18 protein-coding genes are annotated in these 20,946 nt (G+C 54.7%); 9 read left to right on the top strand and 9 right to left on the bottom strand.

Translation table 11 applies throughout. The annotated features are described in order from the left end of the window. Positions 1-93: 93 nt before the first annotated feature. The 4 genes from fusA to BLW10_RS06730 form a co-directional block, all read right to left on the bottom strand. The gene (fusA, locus tag BLW10_RS06745; protein WP_091333354.1) at positions 94-2,139 is read right to left on the bottom strand and encodes an elongation factor G; all 2,046 of its coding nucleotides are present in this window, start codon (positions 2,137-2,139) and stop codon (positions 94-96) included. Positions 2,140-2,502: 363 nt separating this feature from the next. Further along, complete coding sequence (locus tag BLW10_RS06740) at positions 2,503-3,012, bottom strand: glycosyl-4,4'-diaponeurosporenoate acyltransferase CrtO family protein (protein WP_245709160.1); 510 nt, start codon at positions 3,010-3,012, stop codon at positions 2,503-2,505. A 9-nt stretch (positions 3,013-3,021) separates the two neighbouring features. After that, complete coding sequence (gene serS / locus BLW10_RS06735) at positions 3,022-4,296, bottom strand: serine--tRNA ligase (protein ID WP_091333328.1); 1,275 nt, start codon at positions 4,294-4,296, stop codon at positions 3,022-3,024. A gap of 33 nt (positions 4,297-4,329) precedes the next feature. Continuing rightward, the gene (locus tag BLW10_RS06730; RefSeq protein WP_091333327.1) at positions 4,330-4,935 is read right to left on the bottom strand and encodes a class I SAM-dependent methyltransferase; all 606 of its coding nucleotides are present in this window, start codon (positions 4,933-4,935) and stop codon (positions 4,330-4,332) included. 203 nt (positions 4,936-5,138) lie between these two features. On the opposite strand from BLW10_RS06730, the gene BLW10_RS06725 reads away from it, so the two are divergent. Next, positions 5,139-6,584: a VWA domain-containing protein gene (locus BLW10_RS06725; protein WP_091333325.1), complete on the top strand. Its 1,446-nt coding sequence runs from the start codon at positions 5,139-5,141 to the stop codon at positions 6,582-6,584. A 3-nt stretch (positions 6,585-6,587) separates the two neighbouring features. Then, positions 6,588-7,493 (top strand): hypothetical protein, encoded by a 906-nt coding sequence (locus BLW10_RS06720; RefSeq protein ID WP_091333323.1) that lies wholly within the window; start codon positions 6,588-6,590, stop codon positions 7,491-7,493. Positions 7,494-7,555: 62 nt separating this feature from the next. On the opposite strand, the gene BLW10_RS06715 is transcribed toward BLW10_RS06720, so the two are convergent. Together BLW10_RS06715 and hldE are read right to left on the bottom strand one after the other, a co-directional pair. Beyond that, positions 7,556-8,779 (bottom strand): glucose-1-phosphate adenylyltransferase family protein, encoded by a 1,224-nt coding sequence (locus tag BLW10_RS06715; RefSeq protein WP_091333321.1) that lies wholly within the window; start codon positions 8,777-8,779, stop codon positions 7,556-7,558. Between the two features lie 165 nt (positions 8,780-8,944). Further along, complete coding sequence (hldE, locus tag BLW10_RS06710) at positions 8,945-10,393, bottom strand: bifunctional D-glycero-beta-D-manno-heptose-7-phosphate kinase/D-glycero-beta-D-manno-heptose 1-phosphate adenylyltransferase HldE (RefSeq protein ID WP_281241127.1); 1,449 nt, start codon at positions 10,391-10,393, stop codon at positions 8,945-8,947. A 103-nt stretch (positions 10,394-10,496) separates the two neighbouring features. Between hldE and BLW10_RS06705 the strand changes: the two genes are divergently transcribed. From BLW10_RS06705 to BLW10_RS06680, 6 genes are all read left to right on the top strand, one after another. Next, positions 10,497-11,420: a LysR substrate-binding domain-containing protein gene (locus tag BLW10_RS06705; protein ID WP_091333319.1), complete on the top strand. Its 924-nt coding sequence runs from the start codon at positions 10,497-10,499 to the stop codon at positions 11,418-11,420. Positions 11,421-11,540: 120 nt separating this feature from the next. Continuing rightward, complete coding sequence (locus BLW10_RS06700; RefSeq protein ID WP_091333317.1) at positions 11,541-12,428, top strand: patatin-like phospholipase family protein; 888 nt, start codon at positions 11,541-11,543, stop codon at positions 12,426-12,428. 143 nt (positions 12,429-12,571) lie between these two features. Beyond that, on the top strand, positions 12,572-12,772 hold the full coding sequence (locus BLW10_RS06695) for a hypothetical protein (RefSeq protein ID WP_091333315.1): 201 nt from the start codon (positions 12,572-12,574) through the stop codon (positions 12,770-12,772). A 12-nt stretch (positions 12,773-12,784) separates the two neighbouring features. After that, positions 12,785-15,520: an ATP-binding protein gene (locus BLW10_RS06690; RefSeq protein ID WP_091333313.1), complete on the top strand. Its 2,736-nt coding sequence runs from the start codon at positions 12,785-12,787 to the stop codon at positions 15,518-15,520. Between the two features lie 17 nt (positions 15,521-15,537). Continuing rightward, complete coding sequence (locus BLW10_RS06685; RefSeq protein ID WP_091333311.1) at positions 15,538-15,918, top strand: response regulator transcription factor; 381 nt, start codon at positions 15,538-15,540, stop codon at positions 15,916-15,918. Between the two features lie 97 nt (positions 15,919-16,015). After that, the gene (locus BLW10_RS06680; protein WP_091333309.1) at positions 16,016-17,416 is read left to right on the top strand and encodes a DUF294 nucleotidyltransferase-like domain-containing protein; all 1,401 of its coding nucleotides are present in this window, start codon (positions 16,016-16,018) and stop codon (positions 17,414-17,416) included. Positions 17,417-17,489: 73 nt separating this feature from the next. Here BLW10_RS06680 and tnpA read toward each other — a convergent pair whose 3' ends face one another. Continuing rightward, entirely contained in the window at positions 17,490-17,924 is a 435-nt protein-coding gene (gene tnpA, locus BLW10_RS06675; protein ID WP_091333307.1) for an IS200/IS605 family transposase, read from the bottom strand. A 287-nt stretch (positions 17,925-18,211) separates the two neighbouring features. On the opposite strand from tnpA, the gene BLW10_RS06670 reads away from it, so the two are divergent. Continuing rightward, positions 18,212-18,817 (top strand): hypothetical protein, encoded by a 606-nt coding sequence (locus tag BLW10_RS06670; protein WP_091333305.1) that lies wholly within the window; start codon positions 18,212-18,214, stop codon positions 18,815-18,817. A 46-nt stretch (positions 18,818-18,863) separates the two neighbouring features. Here the strand turns inward: BLW10_RS06670 and BLW10_RS06665 are convergent, their stop codons facing one another. Then, positions 18,864-19,874 (bottom strand): S49 family peptidase, encoded by a 1,011-nt coding sequence (locus BLW10_RS06665; protein WP_091333303.1) that lies wholly within the window; start codon positions 19,872-19,874, stop codon positions 18,864-18,866. A 59-nt stretch (positions 19,875-19,933) separates the two neighbouring features. Next, positions 19,934-20,839, bottom strand: a complete 906-nt coding sequence (ubiA, locus tag BLW10_RS06660) for a 4-hydroxybenzoate octaprenyltransferase (RefSeq protein ID WP_091333301.1) — start codon at positions 20,837-20,839, stop codon at positions 19,934-19,936. Between the last annotated feature and the right edge of the window lie 107 nt (positions 20,840-20,946).

Raw genomic sequence — 20,946 nt, 5'->3', positions numbered from 1 at the left:
GTTGCGAACCGCACGCACACACAAAACGACGGGCAGTGTGCGTTATGTGTGCCCGCCGTACTGCCGGTTATTTGGTTAGCGTAGCGGCGGCGCTCAATCCTCCGCCCGCTGATACGCCTCCATCATCTGCTTCTGAATCTGACCCGGCACCGGATCATAATGACTCAATTCCAGACTATAGGTGCCCTCACCGCCGGTGAGCGATTTCAGCCGCGCATCATAGCCATCTAATTCCGCCAGCGGCGCTTCACCTTCAATGACCACCCGCCCGCGACTCTTGGCATCACTGCCATTGATTCGCCCACGCCGACTCGATAAATCACCGGCTAAATCACCCATTGCTGATCCGGGCGTGGTAATACGGAGTTTGACAATCGGCTCCAAAATCACCGGCTGCGCTTTCAGTACCGCATCAATAAAAGCTTTGCGTCCAGCGGTGGCAAAGGCAATATCTTTGGAATCAACCGCATGATATTTACCGTCGTATACCGTTACCCGAACATCTTGCAACGGATAGCCGGCAATCGCGCCCTCATCTAATACCTGACGCACGCCCTTTTCAATCGACGGAATAAAATTCCCCGGAATCGCACCGCCGACAACCGCATCGACAAATTCAAAGCCTGCGCCCCGTGCTAATGGCTCAACGCGCAAATAGACTTCGCCGAATTGCCCAGCACCGCCAGTCTGTTTTTTATGGCGATAATGACCCTCCGCCTGACCCATAATCGTTTCACGATACGGAATACGCGGCGGATGGGTTTCAACCTCGACATGAAATTGCTCAGATAAACGCCGCAAGACCACCTTGAGATGCGCTTCACCTAAACCGCGCACAACGGTTTCATTGGTGTTGGCATTATGCTCAATATGAAAACAGGGATCTTCCGAGCGCAATTTATTCAGTGCCTCGGTTAATTTCTGTTCATCGCCGCGCTTGGTCGTCGTGATTGCCAAACCGAATAACGGCACCGGACATTCGAGCGTCGATAGATGGAAATGATCCTCGTCGTGCGAATCATGGAGCACAGCATCAAAATACAGATCATCGACGCGGGTCACGGCCAAAATATCGCCCGGCACCCCTTCATCGACTTCAATCAGATCATTGCCATGTACACGATAGAGATGATTGACCTTAAATGGCTTACGCGCATCGCCGATGAATAACTGACTCGCCGGCGTAATGCGCCCCTGATGCACGCGGAACATGCCGATTTTGCCGCGATAGGGGTCATTGATGATCTTGAATACATGCGCAATCGCGTGCCGCGTTGGATCGGGATGAACCGGCACCGGCTCTAGCGCCGCGCCCTCGCCCTTGAGAAATGGCGGCGGATTACCTTCAGCCGGATTCGGCATCAATCGCGTCAGAATTTCCAACAGTTCGGGAATCCCCGCGCCGGTTTGCGCCGAGACATAACAAATCGGCATTAAATGCGCTTCGCGCAGCGCCGCTTCAAAGGGGTCATGGAGCTGTTCGGGTTGCAGCTCTTGACCCTGCTCTAAATAGAGCGCCATCAGGTCTTCATCGACCTCAACGACTTGGTCAATGATCTGGCTGTGGGCCTCGGCGACCGATGAAAAATCCGTCGCCGCGCCGCTGGGCTGAAAAAAGCAATCGACCACGCGCCGCCCATGATCGGCGGGCAGATTGATCGGCAGACATTCAGGGCCGAAAGTCTCGCGGATCTGGGCGGTCAATTGCCCGAGATCAACCTGCTCGGCGTCAATCTGGTTGACGATAATCAGGCGGCATAACTGCCGATTGTCCACTGCTTTCATCAGGCGCGTGGTCATCGGTTCGATGCCCGCCTGCGCGTTGATCACCAGTGCGGCGGTTTCGACCGCTGGCAGCACCGAGAGGCTACGCCCAAGAAAATCGGGATAGCCGGGGGTGTCAAGCAGATTGATATGCTTGCCGTGTGTGGTAAAGCTGGTGATCGCGGCATCGAGCGAGTGCTGCAAGGCTTTTTCCATCGGGTCAAAGTCGCAGACCGTGGTGCCTTTGGCGATATTGCCCTGCACATTGATGACGCCGGTGGCCGCCAGCAGCGCCTCCACCAGCGTGGTCTTGCCGCCGCCGGCATGACCGACTAAGGCGATATTGCGGACGTCCTCGGCATTGTAGTCAGACATCTGGAATTCCATCATGGCGCTTGAGTGAAAAAAACCATCGGTGAAGCGTGCGCGAACGAGCGCCTAGAAGCGTTCGCGTGAACGCTGTGCCAGTATACTGTAACCAGCGAAGTGGACATCGCGGCGGGCGTACCCCGGATCAATGGGGGTGCTCAGGTAGGGGGATAGCGGTTGGATCGTGCAAAAAAGGGCGGCCACATACTACAGGCCGCCAAAGGACGCACAGCTAGAAATCAGGATAAGCCGTCGCTGAACAGATCGCCGCATGCAGATCAGCGGGGCACGATTCGATCCGATCCATGATTGAAACAGTAGCACAACGCTGACCGCTAAACTCGGCACTGGTTCGCAAATCTGACACGATCAAACCGAGCCGTTTAGCCGTCGCAGCAACCGCCGCAATCGTGCTCGGTTATAGCGTTGAATCAAGATAAATGGCAAGTTTATAACGCCAGCATAGATGAGCATGAACACGCCCATCCACCACGGCGTCCACAGAAAAAAAGTCAGCGCCAGCGCCCAAGTCAGCCAATGCCCGAACTCAGCACGGCTGGTCTCGCGGGCAAAGCGGTCGAGATAGTCCAGCTCGGCGGACGCAAGCTGGCGTTTAGCAAATCCATCGCGCAGCAGCCCGCCCGCTTCGGGCAGATGATCTTTCCACGCCCGAATCCGCAGCCATTCATAGCAGCGCCCGCCGTGTTCCCAGCCGTAGCTGGCGCGAATGATCGGCCAGCGCGTCAGCCAAGCGAGCGGCAGACGTTGTGCCACATAGCCAGCCAGCAGATGAAAACTCGGCCACAGCACCGCGCACAGGGCGATGAAGATCCAGACATTCATGCCCAATTCGGCGGCGAGTTCGGCGCTGTTCATCATCGAGTGTGCTTAGTTCAGCCGCTCCAGACCGCCTAAATAGGGCCGCAACACGTCGGGAATCAGCACGCTGCCATCGGCCTGTTGATAATTCTCCAGCACGGCAACCAGCGTCCGCCCGACCGCCAGCCCCGAGCCATTGAGCGTATGCACCAGTTCCGGCTTGCCGGTTTCGGGATTGCGCCAACGTGCTTGCAGTCGCCGCGCCTGAAAGTCACCGAAATGACTACAGGAGGAAATCTCGCGGTAGGTGTTCTGTGCCGGTAGCCACACTTCGAGATCGTAGGTTTTACGTGCCGAAAACCCGAGATCGCCCGCGCACAGCGTCATCACACGGTAGGCCAATCCCAGCCGTTGCAAGATCGACTCAGCATGGCCGGTCAGGGCTTCGAGCGCCTGCGGGCCATCCTCGGGGCGCACAATCTGCACCAGCTCGACTTTCTCGAACTGATGTTGCCGAATCATGCCCCGCGTATCTTTGCCGTAGGAACCGGCCTCACTGCGAAAACACGGCGTATGCGCAACCCATTTGCGCGGCAGGCTGTCGGCTTCCACAATCACATCCCGCACCAGATTGGTCACCGGCACTTCCGCCGTCGGGATCAAATACAGCTCGCGCTCGCCCGGAACTTTGAACAGATCGGCCTCAAATTTGGGCAACTGCCCCGTGCCGCGCAGACTGTCGGCATTGACCAGATAGGGCACATAGGTTTCGGTATAGCCGTGCTCAGTGGTATGCACATCGAGCATAAATTGAATCAGCGCCCGATGCAGCCGCGCCAGCGGGCCAGACAGGGTGACAAAACGCGAGCCGGTGATTTTCGCTGCTAAATCAAAATCCATCCCGCCGAGTCTGGCCCCAAGATCGACATGATCTTTGGGGTCAAAGTCAAAGGTTGGCGGCGTGCCCCAGCGCCGTTCTTCACGATTCGCCGCCTCATCGCGCCCATCGGGAACGCTCGCATCGGGCAGATTCGGCAAGCTCAAGCTGATGTCGGTCAGTTCCTCTTGAAGCGTCGTCAACCGCGCCTCAGCCGCCTTGAGCCGCTCGCCCAGATCGGCCACCTCAGCCAGCAGCGGCGCGATGTCCTCTCCGGACGCTTTGGCGCGACCAATTGACTTGGAGCGCGTGTTGCGCTCGTTTTGCAGTTCCTGCACCTGAATTTGCAGGGTTTTGCGCTCAGTTTCCAGTGCTTCCAGTCGCGCCGTATCCAGCACCAGACCACGACGAGCGAGCTGTTCGGCAACCTGCGCCAATTCGGTGCGCAACCAACGGGGATCGAGCATGATTTATCCTGCTACCAGCGAGAAAATGGCGAATTATACCCGCTTGCCAAACGGCTGCTTCCAGAACGCGGCGCTGAAATCTCCAGCTAGATAGCCTTCCTGAAACTGGTATTCAACGTCCAAATCTTGGGCTAACCGTTTGATTTCTCGCGGTAAATAGAGATTATAAATCGGCGAGGTGTCCCAGCCTTTGAGCAGATTGAACACGAATCCATGACGGCTGGCATCCAGACAGCGTTCGATAAAGCGCCGCGTTTCCTCGCGGGTAAAGGTATTCATCGCCCCGCTACACAGATAAACATCCGCTTCGGGGAGCGTAGTCGTCGCGTCGAGAATATCGAGCACCTGAATCTCACAGCCGGTGCGCCGTCGCGCCGCCTCGACCATTGGTTCCATCACATCCAGCCCGATATAGCGGCGCGGGCGCTCGCCGCTACGCTCCAGATAGCTATAAAGATCGCCGAAACCGCATCCGGCATCGACCAGCGTCAGCCGCGAGATATCCGGCGGCAAAAATGAGCGCAGGACGCGAAAGCGCACTTCTTGGGTTTCGGTCGAATTCCACTGCACGCCCTCGGCGGTTTCGCCATGAGTGTCGAGCGCACTGCGATAAAAAATTTCCGTATCAACGCGGGGCATACCGGGTGCGCCTCCTTAAGCGCGGGGTCAAAAGTGCGTTACTGTCGAAGTGAGATGCAGACGAGTGTTTGTCGGCTCGATTTCACGCCGACAGCTATGATTGTGTAGGATGCAACAGGCACTGATTGTGACCGCGCAATCTACAAGCTGTTTATTCCACCCTCGGTTCGTTCAATCGCAATCCTGTCTGATGGAGAGTCATCATGCCATCGCTACCGAACGCGCCCCGATTGGCCGCCAGCGGCTGGTTGGTGCTGGCTCTTATGTTTGGGTTCGGAATCGCATCCGCCCAAGCAAGTACAGATGTTATTTTGGCGCTGGATCGCTCGTTGAGCATGAACAATAACGATCCGGGGCGCGACAGTTTGCAGGGCGCAACGCTATTTACGGAACTCTTGAACCCGACAGATCGGCTCGGACTGCTAACTTTTGGACAGGATGCGCCACTGCTGCGCGATCTGAAGGTACTCGACGCCGACACCCAACGCCAGTCGGCGATTGAACAGATTCAGTCGCTGGTGATGAACGGCACCCGCACCGATTTTGGCGCGGCTCTGCGCACCGCCTATCAGCAATTCAACGCGGCCAAACGCGATGTAACCACGAAACGGCTGCTGCTGATTTTCACCGACGGGCAACTCAATCTCGGCTCAGACGCGGCGACCAATGCCGCCCGCGCCGAGATCATCAACACCTGGATTCCGCGCTATCAAGCCGCTGGCATCCAGATTCACGGTGTCGCCTTTTCGCCCGAAGGGGATAGTGATTTTCTGCATTTGCTCACCGATTCCACCGGCGGCCAAGCACTACGCGCCGAGCATCCTGAAGATATTTATCTCGCTTTCGTCAAATTATTTGAGCAAACCGATCAGCCATTGACCGCGCCGGTGGTCGCCGGACGGGTCACGGTTGATGCCAATGTGCGTGAACTCAAGCTCTTGATTCCGCGTGATCACACCGCTCCCCCAACGGCGCTCACCGATCCGAGCCAACGCACCCTGACCGCAGACGCCCCGGGCGCGGGTGTAATCTGGCACCCGACCACGCATTTTGATCACATCGTCATCACGAATCCAACGCCGGGCATCTGGGCAATCAGCAATCTCAACCCCAATCAACGCGCCTATCTCGAAAGCGATCTGGATTTAAGCGCGACCTTGCCGGTGCTCGCAACCGTCGGGCAACCGCTGACGGTCACGGCGCGGCTGGTCTATCACGGTCAAGCTGTAGATGCGCAGTTAGCTGACACCACGCTGTTGAGCGCGACTGTGCTCGACGCTACTGGCACGCCGCTGCATCGCGTTGAGCTGACCCCGGAGCTGACCACAGCGCAAACGCCAGTGTCGTATCAAGGTCAGTTGCAGTTGACCGCGCCCGGCCCCTATCAGATTCAAGTCATGGCCGAACACGAGAGTTTTCAGCGCACTAAGATCCTATCGATGAGCCTATTGCCAGCCGATCAGCCACCCGCGACCGCTGACGATCTGGTTGATGAAGAACAGGTCGCCGCCCTGAGCATTGTGCTCGTAGCCAATCTCATCTTACTGCTGGTTATCGGCAGTGGCGCGGGGCTGTGGTGGTGGCGACGCCAACAGCGCCGTAAGGCCGCAACCGCGAGCCAATCCAGTTCCGCTTCAGGAGTGCTCTAAATTATGGCGCTCAATCAGTATGTCTGGATTTACAGTCTGGCCGAAATGTTGGCCGTGGTGCTGGTTGTTGCCATTGTTTTCGGGATCAAATGGTGGCATTTGCGCCAAGAGCGGCGCACTTGGCTCGGCCTCAGCGTGCGCGTCGAGCGCCTGATTGATGACGAAATCGCCGCTACTAACAGCAAACACGCGGATCGGCCCGAATTGCGCGACAGTCATCTGGCAATCCTGTGCGCCATCGCCAAGCCGTTTCAGGATGAACGTCTGACCGAAGATCAAGCTTGGTCGGAAGTCATCGGCTTAATCGACCGCTACATAACTGCGCTGACGCAAGTAACCGCACGCCCGACCACTCAGCGCACCGCCGCGCCGCCTGCGGCCACACCCGCCGAACAGACCGCTGCGAATGCAGCGGCTGAAAGTCGAGAAGTTGAGCTAATTAACGGCATGTTGCAGCAATGCCAACGCGGGCGCTCTACCTTACCTGAAGGCGAGAATTTGCAGCGCACTTATCAGGACATGATCCAGACGCAAGAACAGCTCATGGCGCGGGTGCGGGCCGCCCGCGAAGGGTGTCAACTTGACATGGACGCGCTACAAGCAGATTTAACCACCGCCACCGAAAACAATAGTGCGTTCATGCAAGCGGCGCACACCACCGAGCGCAATATCCAACAGCTTGAGCAAATCTTCGAAGATTTTGAAGCGCGGATTCATAATCTTCAGGTGACGATCAACACGCATCGCAAATCAGCGCAAAAGCTCATCACCGAGCGCAATAGCTTGCAGCAGGATAAAGAATTACTACTGGGGCAACTGGCGATTAAAGAAAAGATTATCGCCCGCCTCAATCGCAGTTATGAAACCTTGCGCCGTGAGTACGTCAAGATTTACGAAGGGAAGCTCTAAAGCAGGGTTTGATTTTTGGTCACGAAGCTTGAACTTCGTGACCGCTGAAAGCTGAAAAGCAATCAACCCGCCGTCACCACCACAATTCCCTCCGGCGAGACAAAAAACCGCTCACGGTCGCGCCGCGCATCTAAACCAATCTGTTCGCCGGGCGCAATAACCACTTCTTTTTCAACAATACAGTTGCGCAATTGCGCCCCGGCACCTACGCTCACGCCTTGAAATAAGATCGACGCCTCAACAATTGCGCCATCTTCAACCCGCACTTGCGGGAAAAGAATCGAATGATTGACGCCCCCACCGCTAATCACCGTGCCCGCCGCTAACATTGAATTGACGAATACGCCCTCAGTGCCACTCTGCGGGCCGGGCACAGTCCGTGCCGGTGGATGCTGACCTTGATAAGTGTGAATAATCCAATTGGGTTGATAGAGATCGAGCGGCGGCGTCGCACGTAATAACGCCATATTCGCCTGATAATAAGCATCAATTGATCCCAAATCACACCAATACCGATCCGGCGTCACGCGCCCGCGTGCTTGACCAAAACGATAGGCTCGCACCGATTGTTCGGCTAATAATGGCGCAATCACATCGAGTGCTAAATCTGTATCCGCTGTTACTCCGCGTTCATAGCGTTCGAGTGCGGCAAGTAATGCGGTTTTTTCAAATAAATATACGCCCATTGTTTCGAGCATTTCGGGCGCGGACGAATCCGGTTCAGCCTCGGCAGACGGTCGCTCCGGCGGTAATAATGCTTGAATCGGTTCCTGTTCTTGTGCCGCGAGCACCACCCGCGCTTGGCGTCCGGCGCTGCGTGGCGTAACCGTGCGCGTGACCACGGTGACTGCTGCGCCGGTTTCCTGATGCGCACGCACTAATTCCGCGTAATCCATACGATAAATCGCATCACCCTGCAAAACCAGCACATGACGTGCGTGATTGCGTTCGATTAAATAGCGATTTTGGCGAATGGCGTCAAATGGGCCGCGATACCAATCTTGACCTTCGCGCATTTGCGGCGGCACGGGCGTAATAAATTCGCTGAGTTCCGGATTAAAAATCGACCAGCCATCGCGTAGATGTTTTTGTAGCGAATGGCTTTTATATTGCGTCAATACCAAGACTTGACGCAATCCCGAATGCAGACAGTTTGCCAGCGTGAAGTCAATCACGCGATATTTACCACCAAATGGTACAGCCGCTTTGGTGCGATGATAGGTCAGGGCATCGAGACCCTGGCCGCGATCTTGGGCCAAAATCAGAATCAGGGTGTCTGAAGACATGATGAACTAGGGAGCCTTTATAATGAGCGTAATCAGCTAAATTTTGACAGGATGAACAGGATTATTCAAAATGAACAGGATTAAAAAAGATTTTTGATTAAAAATTCGGTTAATCCTGAGTCATCCTGTTTATCCTGTCCAATTCCTCAGCAACACACACAACAGTTAGACGCCATCGTCGCGCTGATGAATTGCGCTAATAATACGACTCGTCGAGCGTCCAGGCACGAAATCAAGCACCCGTACTGTACCGCCCCGCGCCAGCACCGCATCCGCGCCGGCAATATCCTCGGGGCGATAATCACCGCCCTTCACCAGCACATCCGGTAGCACGGCGCGGATCAACGCTTCGGGCGTGTCCTCGCTGAACGGACACACCCAATCGACCGACGCCAGCCCCGCAAGCACCGCCAGCCGCTGTGCTAACTGATTGATCGGACGCCCCGCGCCCTTGAGTCGCCGCACCGACGCATCGTCATTGACGGCCACAATCAGCCGATCCCCGAGTCGCCGCGCCTGTTGGAGATAAGCGACATGCCCATCATGCAGAATGTCGAAACAGCCGTTGGTCATCACCAGCCGCTCACCCGCCGCCCGCGCCGCCGCGACCGCCGCAAGCAATGCCGTGCGATCCAGAATCGGTCGCCATTCCACGCCATGATAGGCACGCTCCAGTTCTGCTGCGCTGACACTGGCCGTGCCCAGCTTGCCGACAGCCAAGCCCGCCGCGCAGTTGGCCAGCGCACAGGCAGTGGTCAGCTCTCCGCCCGCTGCCAGCGTCGCCGCTAAGGTCGCAATGACGGTATCGCCAGCGCCGGTCACGTCGAATACGTCCCGCGCTTGGGTCGGCAGATGCAGCGCCTCGGTTGCCGCTTGCACTAGCAGCATTCCGCGTTCACCCAGTGTCACCAACAGCGCATCTAATGCAAGGTCAGCCCGCAGCCGCTCGGCCCGCTCGCGGAGCGCGGCATCATCTGGACAAGCGCCAACGATGTCTTCAAATTCAGCACGATTCGGCGTCAGCAGCGTTGCGCCGCGATAACGGTTGAAATCGCGGCCTTTGGGGTCGATCAGCACCGCTTTGCCCTGCGCCCGCGCCAGCGCAATCAGCCGTTGCGGATCGGCAAGTGTGCCCTTGCCATAATCCGACAGGAGCAGCAGATCGCATCCAGCTAACGCGCTAGTCAGCGCATCCGGCAGCGGATCGGCGGCAGCGTCATCCGGCGCTAATGATTGTTCAAAATCGAGGCGTAGCAGTTGTTGATGCTGACTGAGCACGCGCAGTTTAGTAATCGTCGGACGATCAGCGCGGCGAATGAGCTGGGTCGCAATGCCTGCCGCCTGTAGCCGCGTTGCCAGCACGCTCGCCGCCTCATCTGCACCCGTGACGCCAATGAGGGTCGCGTTAACACCGAGCGTTGCCAGATTCAGCGCGACATTCGCCGCCCCGCCCGGACGATCTTCCAGCGTCTCAATGCGCACTACGGGCACCGGTGCTTCCGGTGAAATCCGGCGCGTCGCTCCGCTCCAATAGCGATCAAGCATTACATCACCCGCGACCAGCACGCGGGCGCGGGTGAAATCAGGACAGGCAACAGCCGAAGGAATAGTCACGGCACCTAACACTCCGTATCAAACATCGGTATCGGTAGAGATGCAGACAGGATAAACAGCCTGATACAGGCACGCTGCGTCCAATTTCCGCTATCATAAGCGCGTGAACCTACGTGACCTCAAATACATTCTCGCTGTCGCTGAAACGCGCCATTTTGGGCGTGCCGCCGACCGCTGTTTCGTCAGTCAACCGACTCTGAGCGGTCAAATCAAAAAGCTGGAAGATGAACTCGATGTGGTCATTTTCGAGCGCACCAATCGCTCGGTTGAAGTAACCCCAGTCGGCGCAGCGATTCTCGCTCATGCACGGCTGATCCTCGAACAGACTACAGCCATCGAGCAGGTCGCCCGTGCCCATCAGGATCCAATGGCCGGGCCACTGCGGGTGGGCGCGATCCCCACCCTCAGCCCCTATCTGATGCCGTTGATCCTGATGCCGCTCAAGCAAACCTATCCGCAATTGCGGCTCGTACTGTCGGAAGAAATTACCGAGCAACTGCTCGGACGGCTCGCTCGCCATGAAATCGATGCCGCGTTGCTGGCCACCGCCGTCGATGACAGCGATTTCGAGAGCCTACCACTGTTTGAAGAACCGTTTTGGCTGGCATATCCGCCCGGACATCCGCTTGAGACACAGCGCGAGATTAGTGCGCTTGATTTGGAACAGATCGAATTGCTACTACTCGCTGATGGGCACTGTCTGACCCATCAAGTAATGAGCGTCTGTCATCTCAGCGAACGCCCCCAGCATGGCGACATGGCCGATCTCCGCGCCTCCAGTCTGGAAACGCTGCTACAACTGGTTCGCGCTGGATTCGGCTGCACACTGATTCCGGCGCTTGCAGTTCAAGCACGCAGCACGCACCGTGATAGCAGCCTCATGACCCGCTCATTAGCGACCGTCCCCGACGCCTATCGCCGCATCGCGCTCGTGTTCCGCAAAAGCTTTCCCCGCCGTCAAGCCTTAGATGCCTTCGCTGAAGTCATCCGCGCCCAATTACCTAAAACCGTTAAAGTCGTGCGTTAAATAAAAGTCGCGAACATCATACGCATGCGATTGCGAATATTCGCAATGATCGCTTTGAGGTGGAATAGCTGACTGTCTCAACTCTTTTCTTTCACTGATGCGCTCATGTCGGAGCAAACCATGTGCATCCTTTCGCCACCCCCGACAGACGCCAGCGCCGCTTTAGGTCAGATTGTCCCGATTTTAGCCGGTGGCGGGACGCGCTTACCGGCGCATGTCGGCGTCATTCAGGCGCTCGATGAACTCGGCGTGATAGGTGGGCATATTGTCGGTGTGTCGGGCGGAAGTATTGTGGCCGGTTTACGGGCGGCGGGTTGGTCAGCGGCAGCCATGCAAGCATTGGCGCTGAGTGTGGATTTCCGGCAATTTCGTGATTTCAGTGTGTATCAATTACTTTTTCATGGCGGTTTATCATCAGGTGATCGCTTTGAACGCTGGATAGATACCCAATTACAGGGCGCTCGTTTTCAAGATTTACCTATGACGCTGCATGTTGTGGCAACTGATGTGCGCAATGGATCGCCGGTGGTTTTTAATCGCGAACAGCAGCCGGACATGCGTGTTTCGCAAGCAATTCGTTATTCGATGGGCATTCCCTTGCTCTTTGCATATAAAGAACATAATCAACATTTGATGATTGACGGCAGTATTTTATCGGAAGATGCACTGCGCCGCGATTGGTCAGGCGAAGGGATTCCCAGTTGTTGTTTTCGGTTGCGGGCTAATAGCAGTGTTGCGCCACCGCAGCGCCGTTGGTTGCCGTTGGCTGATTATTTGCAAATGCTTATTCGCGCATTTATGACCAGTCTGTCACATGAATTTGTGCAGGATGCGTTTTGGAATTCTACGGTGGTCATTGATACCAATGGCATTACGCCGCTGGAATTTAATCTGACTGTGCAAAAAAAGCTGGAATTATATCAAGCTGGTTATAATACAACGCATCGTATTTTTCCTGATAAAATGCAGCGTTTTGCTGCTAGGGCAATTTCAAGATCAAAAAATTGACAGGATGAACAGGATGAATCAAGATTTACAGGATTGATTTTATATTGATAAATTTATCAAAAATCATTCGATTCTGAACCATGCTGCATCATTATTCTGGTCACGAAGCTCTAGCTTTGTGACCTATAATTCGGGCCGATCTGATGCCACGCTCTAATCTTTTTCGTCAGCGTCTGCTTGTGCTCTTTTTATTAGCACTGTTATTGCTGTTCTCGCCATTGGCTATGCGTCCTGAATCAGCAGAATCTTGGTTCGGCTTGCCCGCGCTCTTTGTTTATTTATATGCAGTCTGGGCCGGTGTAATTGTGCTGGCCGCTTGGATTGCATTCCATGATCGCGATTGAGCAGCGCCAATTATGATTTCCGGTGCGCTGATTATTGCCGTTGCCTTTGCCTATCTCGGACTACTTTTTGCGATTGCGCATTGGGCGGATCGCCGCGCTGATGCTGGGCGTTCGGTGATTGCGCATCCGACAGTGTATGCACTCTCACTCGCTGTTTATTGCACAGCTTGGACATTTTATGGCAGCGTCGGGCAAGCTGCTGAAACTGGCATTGGTTTTTTGCCGATTTATCTCGGGCCGACTTTGATCGCACTGCTTTGGGGATCCGTGCTGCTCAAAATGACCCGTGTAGCTAAAAGCGCCCGCATTACGTCGATTGCTGATTTTATTGCATCGCGTTATGGCAAAAGCCAATTACTCGGCGGGCTGGTGACAATCATCGCTGTGGTCGGTGTGGTGCCTTATATTGCGTTGCAGCTCAAAGCGATTGCTTGGAGTTTTGAGATTCTCCGTCATTATCCCGAAGTGCGGATGCCCGCCCCGACCGATTTACCGCTCTGGCATGATTCAGCCTTTATTATCGCGTTATTGCTGGCCGCTTTTACGTTGCTATTCGGCACGCGACAACTAGATATGAGTGAGCGCCACGAGGGATTAGTGGCCGCGATTGCATTTGAGTCAATGATCAAGCTAATCGCTTTTTTAACCCTTGGTTTGGTGATTACGCTGGGATTATACGGATTCGATGCGCTTGATCTCGGAAATGCCAGTGTCGATTTAGCGCATACCGCATCGCTTAATCCCTTGCTGCAACCCAGTCTCGCACCGATGGCGGATTGGCTGGCAATTAGTTTTTTAGCAGGATTAGCGGTCGTATTATTGCCGCGTCAATTTCAGGTTGCCGTGGTGGAAATCAGCGATGAGCGCCATATTCGACGGGCGATCTGGTTATTTCCGCTTTATTTATTGCTGATCAATCTTTTCGTGATTCCGATTGCATTAGCCGGTCGCTTGACATTTCCCGATGGCGCGGTTGATGCCGATACCTTTATGCTCACATTGCCGATGGCATTTGAGCGCCCAGGCTTGGCGCTGCTGGTATTTATCGGTGGCTTATCAGCGGCGACCGGCATGGTGATTGTCGAGACAATTGCGCTCTCGACGATGGTGAGTAATGATTTAGTGTTGCCGGTGTTAATGCGCGTGTGGCGACATCATCAACCGCCCGCTGAATTAGGACGCCTGTTATTAGCGGTGCGCCGTGCCGCAATTGTGCTGATTTTAATTCTAGGCTATCTCTATTATCGGCTCGCTGGTGATGCGCATGCGCTGATTGGTATTGGGTTGATTAGCTTTGTGGCGGTGGCGCAATTTGCACCTGCAGTGATTGGTGGATTGTATTGGCGCGGCGGTACCCGGAATGCGGCGCTTGCCGGATTGATTGTTGGCTTTTTACTTTGGGCTTATACGCTGCTGCTGCCTTCATTTGCGAAATCCGGTTGGCTCCCCGCGTCCTTTATGATTTCTGGGCCGGGTGGAATTGATTGGTTGGCACCGCTCGCGCTCTTTGGTTTGAGCGGCTGGAATGAAATCACGCATGGGTTGTTTTGGAGTTTGACGGCTAATATCGGCGCGTTTTTGCTGGTTTCGGCGTGGCGGGCACCGAATGCGCTCGAAGCGGCGCAAGCGCGGCAGTTTGTCGATGCCCTGCGCTATCCACGTCGCGCTAGTCGTGCGCTGTGGCGCGGTCAGGCTGATATCCGCGAACTCTTGGCGCTGGCCGAGCGATTTTTGGGCGTGATTCGCACTCGCGCCGCCTTTGATCGCTATGCGCGGTGGCGTGGCGTGCCGACGTTCGACGCGCTGCCCGCTGATGCTGAAACCGTCGATTTTGCTGAAACCCTGCTGGCGGGCGCGATTGGCAGTGCTTCGGCGCGGTTAATGGTCGCGTCGGTGACGCAAGAGGAAGAATTGGGACTCGACGAGGTGCTCGATATTCTCGATGAAGCCTCGCAAATTCGCGCCTATAGCCAGCAACTTGAGCAAAAATCGCGGGCGTTGGAAGCAGCGACGGCTGAACTGCGGGCGGCCAATGAGCGACTGCAAGAACTCGACCGACTGAAAGATGATTTTATGTCGTCAGTCACGCATGAATTGCGCACGCCTTTGGCGTCAATTCGCGCTTTTTCAGAAATTTTGCACGACGATCCCAAGCTGCATTTAGCCCAGCGCAAGCAATTTCTCTCGATTCTGGTCAGCGAAACCGAGCGCCTGTCACGGCTGGTCAATCAGGTGCTCGATCTGGCTAAAATCGAGTCTGGGCACGCTGATTGGCGCACCGAAAGCGTGCCGCTGCATGAAGTGATTGAACAGGCCGTAGCCGTTACTGGGCAACTGCTGCGTGATCGGCAGATTCAGCTTCAGCTCGATCTGCCACCCGAACCGGCGCTGGTGTGGGCGGATCGCGATCGGCTGGTGCAGGTGCTGGAAAATCTGCTTGGCAATGCGGCGAAGTTCGCCCCGCCGGAAACCGGCTGCATCATCATCACGTTGGCGCGGGTGGCCAATGGTTGGCGCGTCACGGTCGCCGACAACGGCCCAGGGATTCCCGAAGCGGCGCTGGAGCTGATTTTTGAGAAATTCCGCCAAAGTCTTATCGGCGATGCCAAGCCTTCAGGCACGGGGCTGGGACTGCCGATCAGCCGCCAAATCATCGAACATTTCGGCGGACACATTTGGGCGGAAAACATGCCCGAAAAAGGTGCTAACCTTTGCTTTGAGCTGCCCGCTCACCTCCCCGATTCTTAGGCTTCAGGCACTGACCCATGAGCAAGCGCATCCTAATCGTTGACGACGAACCCAATATCGTCATCTCACTGGAATTTTTAATGATGCGCGAGGGCCATGAAGTCCATGTCGCCCGCGATGGCGAGGCCGGATTGCTCGCCGTGCGTGCGCAGCGGCCCGATTTAGTCGTGCTCGATGTCATGATGCCCAAGCTCGACGGATTTTCGGTCTTAGCGGCCATTCGCGCTGATGCGGAATTAGCGCAAACCCGCGTATTAATGCTGACCGCTAAAGGCCGTGAAGCTGAACGTGAAAAAGGGCTGACATTGGGCGCGAATGCATATATGCCCAAACCATTTTCGACCCGCGAATTAGTCGATAAAGTCAAAGAATTACTGGTGTTGGAAGATTTAAATTAGCTGTTAGCGTCCAGCTATTAGCAACCAGCTTCCAGCTCAATCACGCATACTCAATCATTCTCCAAGCACGACCTGCACGCACACGAGGCGCTGACCAATGGAACTGCGTGATGTGACCATCGCCGATAGCGGAACCGAACCCGCCCCACTGCGCACTCTAGCTCGGCACGAACCGCTCGTCGTCACGCCGGCGACGCCGGTGCGCGAGGTGCTCTACCGCTTCAGTCAGGACGAAGAAGACGCCGCCGTGATCGCCGACAGCGCCAGCGGCTTGCCGCTCGGCTTGGTCACGCTGCGCGATATGCTGCATGTAGTCAGCTTCGAGCACGCCGATCTCGATGATCCCATCGCCAATCACATGCTCGGCGCACCCTTGACGCTCACCGCCGATGCGTCGGCGCATCGTGCCAAAGTCACAATGGCCAAGCGCGGTGCTCGGCATCTGATTCTCACCGAAACCGATGGCCGCCTGTTTGGTCTGGTTACACAGGCCGATCTATTGGGACTGAAAGCGGGCGGCGCCGAGGCGTTGATTGCCAGCATCAGCCGCGCCCGCGATCTGCGGGCGATGATGTTGGCCGTTGATGCGGTGCGGCGGCGCGGCGCGGAATTATTTCGTGCGGGAATGGGCGCTGAATCATTGTGTCAATGGATGTCGGGTCTCAATGATTTAATTGTCATGCGCATCATTGAATTGATCGAGGATGAATTTGATTTGCCCGCCGTACCCTGGTGCTGGATGGTATTCGGCTCAGAAGGTCGCTTAGAGCAAACCTTTGCCACCGATCAAGATAATGGGCTACTATTCGTACCGCCCAATGCCGTGAATACCCAATCGCTCCGTGAGTGTTTTATCCCCTTTGCACAGGCAGTCAATGAGGCGCTGCATCAATGCGGTTTTGAGCAGTGTCGCGGCGAAATAATGGCCAGCAATCCTGAATGCTGTTTAAGCGCGGCAGAATGGCGGCAGCGTTTTATGGATTGGTTACAGATCCCCGATCCCGAAGCCGTTTTACGGAGCACGATTTTTTGTGATTTTCGTCCGCTCTATGGTAATCAAGAGCCGGTCGATCAGTTACGCGCTTGGCTTGTACGTGAAGCCCCAAAACATCCGCGTTTTTTGCACGCACTCGCCGCCCAAAGTTTGGAAATCAGCCCACCGCTTGGTTGGGCTGGTCAATTCAGCTTCGACCGCAACCGCGATTATCCGCACACGCTCGATTTAAAATTACAGGGCGCACGCTTTTTTATGGATGCGGCGCGTTTATGGGCGCTGGCAGAAGGTGTGTGGGCAACCAATACCGCCGAGCGCCTGCGGGCAGTGGGGCAAGCGCGGCAGCGTCAAGCTGAAGAGCTTGCCGCCGAGATTGAATCTTTTCATCTCATTCAAGGCTTTCGCATTGCCCAGCAGCTTCAAAACCCAGATCGTGATGCTGTCAATCGCGTTGATCCCGAACAATTAAAGAATCCACCCGCAGAGCGGGTGGAATTGAGTTAGCCCCTAAAAGGGGCTAAATTGCCTTGCCCCCTGAGGAGGCAAGGCTGTTGCCCCCACATTGATTGGTGGACTGTTAGACGTCTAGCTTGAGCTGTTCAGCCCGTTTCTCGCGACGCTCCTGATACAGCACATACGCGCGTATCTTCTCCGCGTCCAGGCCCACGGTATCAACGCAGTAACCGCGCGCCCAGAAGTGGTTGCCCCGATAGGGTTTTTGCTTGAGTTCACGGAATTTGTTGAAGACCCGAATCGCTGTGCGCCCTTTGACGGTCCCAACAAAGTCCGAAATCGCCACCTTGGGTGGCACCATGACCAACAGATGCACATGGTCAATTTGAACGTTCAACTCAATGACTTCCGCTTTCTGCTGCTCGGAGAACGTCCGGATGCAGCGGGCGACTTCCTCGGCGACGCGCCCCGTCAGAATGCGGAAACGATACTTCGGCACCCAGACAATATGGTACTGACAGTGCCAAATGGCATGTGATAACTTCTTGAATCGGCTCATTAGGTGACTCCTGTTTGGGCGTTGTGGGGACAACGACACAGGAGTACCAAATGAGCCGTTCAACTGGCAAAGCCGTTGAACTCTGACCACGCCCTGAGGGCGTGGATTTCTACGTTGTGATTAAATGAATTACATCGGCTGATGCTCAAAGAAGCCTTTAAGCAAGCGCGGAAAATTCAAGCGCGAATCCGACAGGAATTTAAGCTTTGACTGTGAAGCTGCCAGCTATCAGCATCCAGCCGCATTTTCTCACCCACCCATCCACCTAACTAAACAGACCATTTAAAATGCTGAAATTTATTCATATTCCCGCACTGGCTATCAGCCTCTGTTTCGCTGGTTCGCTGCACGCTGATGCAATCAGTGACGAAATCGCCGCTGCGCGTAAAGCTTATGAAGCTGGTGAATTGCGCACGGCAATTGAAACGCTGAATTTTGCTGTATCCAAAATTCAGGAACAGATGGCTGCGAATTTAGTCAAGCTGTTGCCTGAACCGCTGACCGGCTGGACAGCAGATAAACCCGAATCGCAAGCTGGCGGCATGGCGGCAATGATTACTGGCACCACCTTAAGCCGACGCTATGAACGTGCCGATGGTGCAGAAGTGACGCTGAGTTTAATGGCTGATTCGCCATTGATTCCAATGCTGACGATGGCGATGGCGATGCCATTCGTCATGCAGAATAATCCCGAAACCCAGATGTATTCATTCAAAGGCTATCGCGGCATGTTAGAACACGCCGCTGATAGTCAAGAATATGAACTCTCGCTGATGGTCGGCAATCGCTTAGTCATTCAAGGTAAAGGCCGTCGGCTCACCGACAGCCAACCGATTGAAGATTATTTTAAGCAATTGGATTTAGAGGCGATTCAAACGGCGCTGACGCAATAAGCGCCATAGCCGTCAGTATAATGAATTGTGGGCTGAATGTGACAGACTAATGCGGCAGATTGAATCCGGTTGTCATGCCCAGCCCTTCCAGCAATCCGAGGCTTACCAACGCGCCGAATCGCTTGGCAATAGCATCGAGTAAATCGGGTTTTTCGGTATATTCGACCAGTTTTTCAGCACCGATCTGCTCACGCGCCACCTGACTTGAACTACCTAGCCCATCAGCTAAACCCAGTTCAACCGCTTGCTGACCGCTCCAAAATAATCCGCTAAACAGCTCATCACCGCCCTTGAGTTTATCGCCGCGCCCCTGTTTAACTTCATCAATAAACTGCGTATGCAGTCGATCAAGAACGCTTTGAATAAACACCCGCTGTGATTCAGCGAGCGGCGAGAATGGATCGAGAATACCTTTATTCGTTCCCGCTGTCAGCAAGCGCCGTTCAATACCAAGTTCTTCAAGTGCTTTTTGAAAACCAAAGCTGTCAATGCGCACGCCGATTGAACCAACTAAACTGGCTTTATCGACATAGAGCGCATCAGCACCGACGGCGATGTAATATCCACCTGATGCGCATAAATCAACGGCTACTGCATACACTGGCATGACTTTGCCGTCATGCTCTTGCTGATATTTATCTTTGAGCCGTTTAATTTCGTCATTGATATAACCCGCCTGCACTGGACTCCCGCCCGGACTATTGATTCGCAGAATAATGCCCTTGACATGTTTTGCTTCAAATGCGGCGCGTAATGCCGTAATCACGCGGTCGGCGCTGGCTTCGCTATCTGATGCAATGACACCCTTAATCTCAATTAGCGCGGTATGATCCTCGCCAACCTTAACCGCATCAGTTAGCTCTTGCGTATGCGCAGCAATCAATATGCCAATCAAATACAGCGCGATAAGCAGCTTAAACGCATTCGCCCAGCGGCGGCGCTTACGCTGATCATTTAAATACTCAGCCGCAAGCCGATTAATCAGCGCACGTTCCCAATCGGGTTGACCGGGCGCTGGCATGGTGTCACGGCGTTGTTGCCAAAATTTCCAATTCATCACTATTTTACCGCCTGTTGTACCGCTGCGAATGCTTCGGGTAATGATTCATGCCGCCTTTAACTCAGCGCATAATCGCCAATCAATCCGACGAAAATCGCCATGCCGAAATAATTGTTATTGAGAAACGCCTGAAAACACAGCTTTGGTATGCGCTGGCGAATTAAATATTGCTGATACAGTGCAAATCCAGCGGCGGCTAGTAAGCCGAATTGATAGACTAGCCCGCGCTCAGTGATTTCACCGATCCAGAGTAAGAGCGCCAGCATCACTATCTGTAACAGTCCGATTGTCAGTCGATCCCAGCGCCCAAATAAAATCGCGGTTGATTTGATGCCGATTTTGAGATCATCTTCCCGATCAACCATTGCATACTGTGTGTCGTAAATCAGTGCCCAAATCAGGGTTGCACTAAACAACACCCAAGCATAAAACGGAATAGCACCAGTCACGGCCGTAAATGCCATTGGAATCGCCCAACCAAATGCCGCACCGAGAAATAATTGCGGGACATGGGTAAAGCGTTTCATAAAGGGATAAATCCAAGTCAGCGCCAGCGCAATGACGCTCAATGCTACTGTTTGCCAATTTAATTGCAGCACCAGCACAAAAGCGATCAAGCTTAAGACTAAAAACACGCCAATCGCTTCGCGTGCTGAGACTTCGCCAGTGGCTAATGGTCGTTGATTAGTGCGGGCAACCTGGCCATCAAAGCCACGATCAGCGAAATCGTTAATTGCGCAACCAGCCGAGCGCATCAGCACTACGCCGAGCACAAAAATCAACACAATTGACCAGGGCGGCTGTCCCGCACCGGCAAGCCAGAGTGCCCAGAGTGCTGGCCACATCAGCAAAAAAATACCAATCGGGCGATTTAAACGCACCAGCACGAAATAGCGATAAAGACGCTCGCGCCAATGAGCATTTGGACGTTGAATCTGGACTTTTAATTCAGGAGTGTTCATGTGCGGTTGTTGAAAGACACTCAATGCACCGAATTTAAGCGAAGGATTGAACCCTAGATTGGGCTGGATTGGAGTATAGCGGATAGGCGCGGATACGATCCGTCGCT

This window comes from Allochromatium warmingii (assembly GCF_900107145.1).
Lineage (GTDB): Bacteria > Pseudomonadota > Gammaproteobacteria > Chromatiales > Chromatiaceae > Thermochromatium > Thermochromatium warmingii.
Note: the sequence above shows the minus strand (reverse complement) of the source record. Positions and strands in the feature narration are given on the sequence as shown.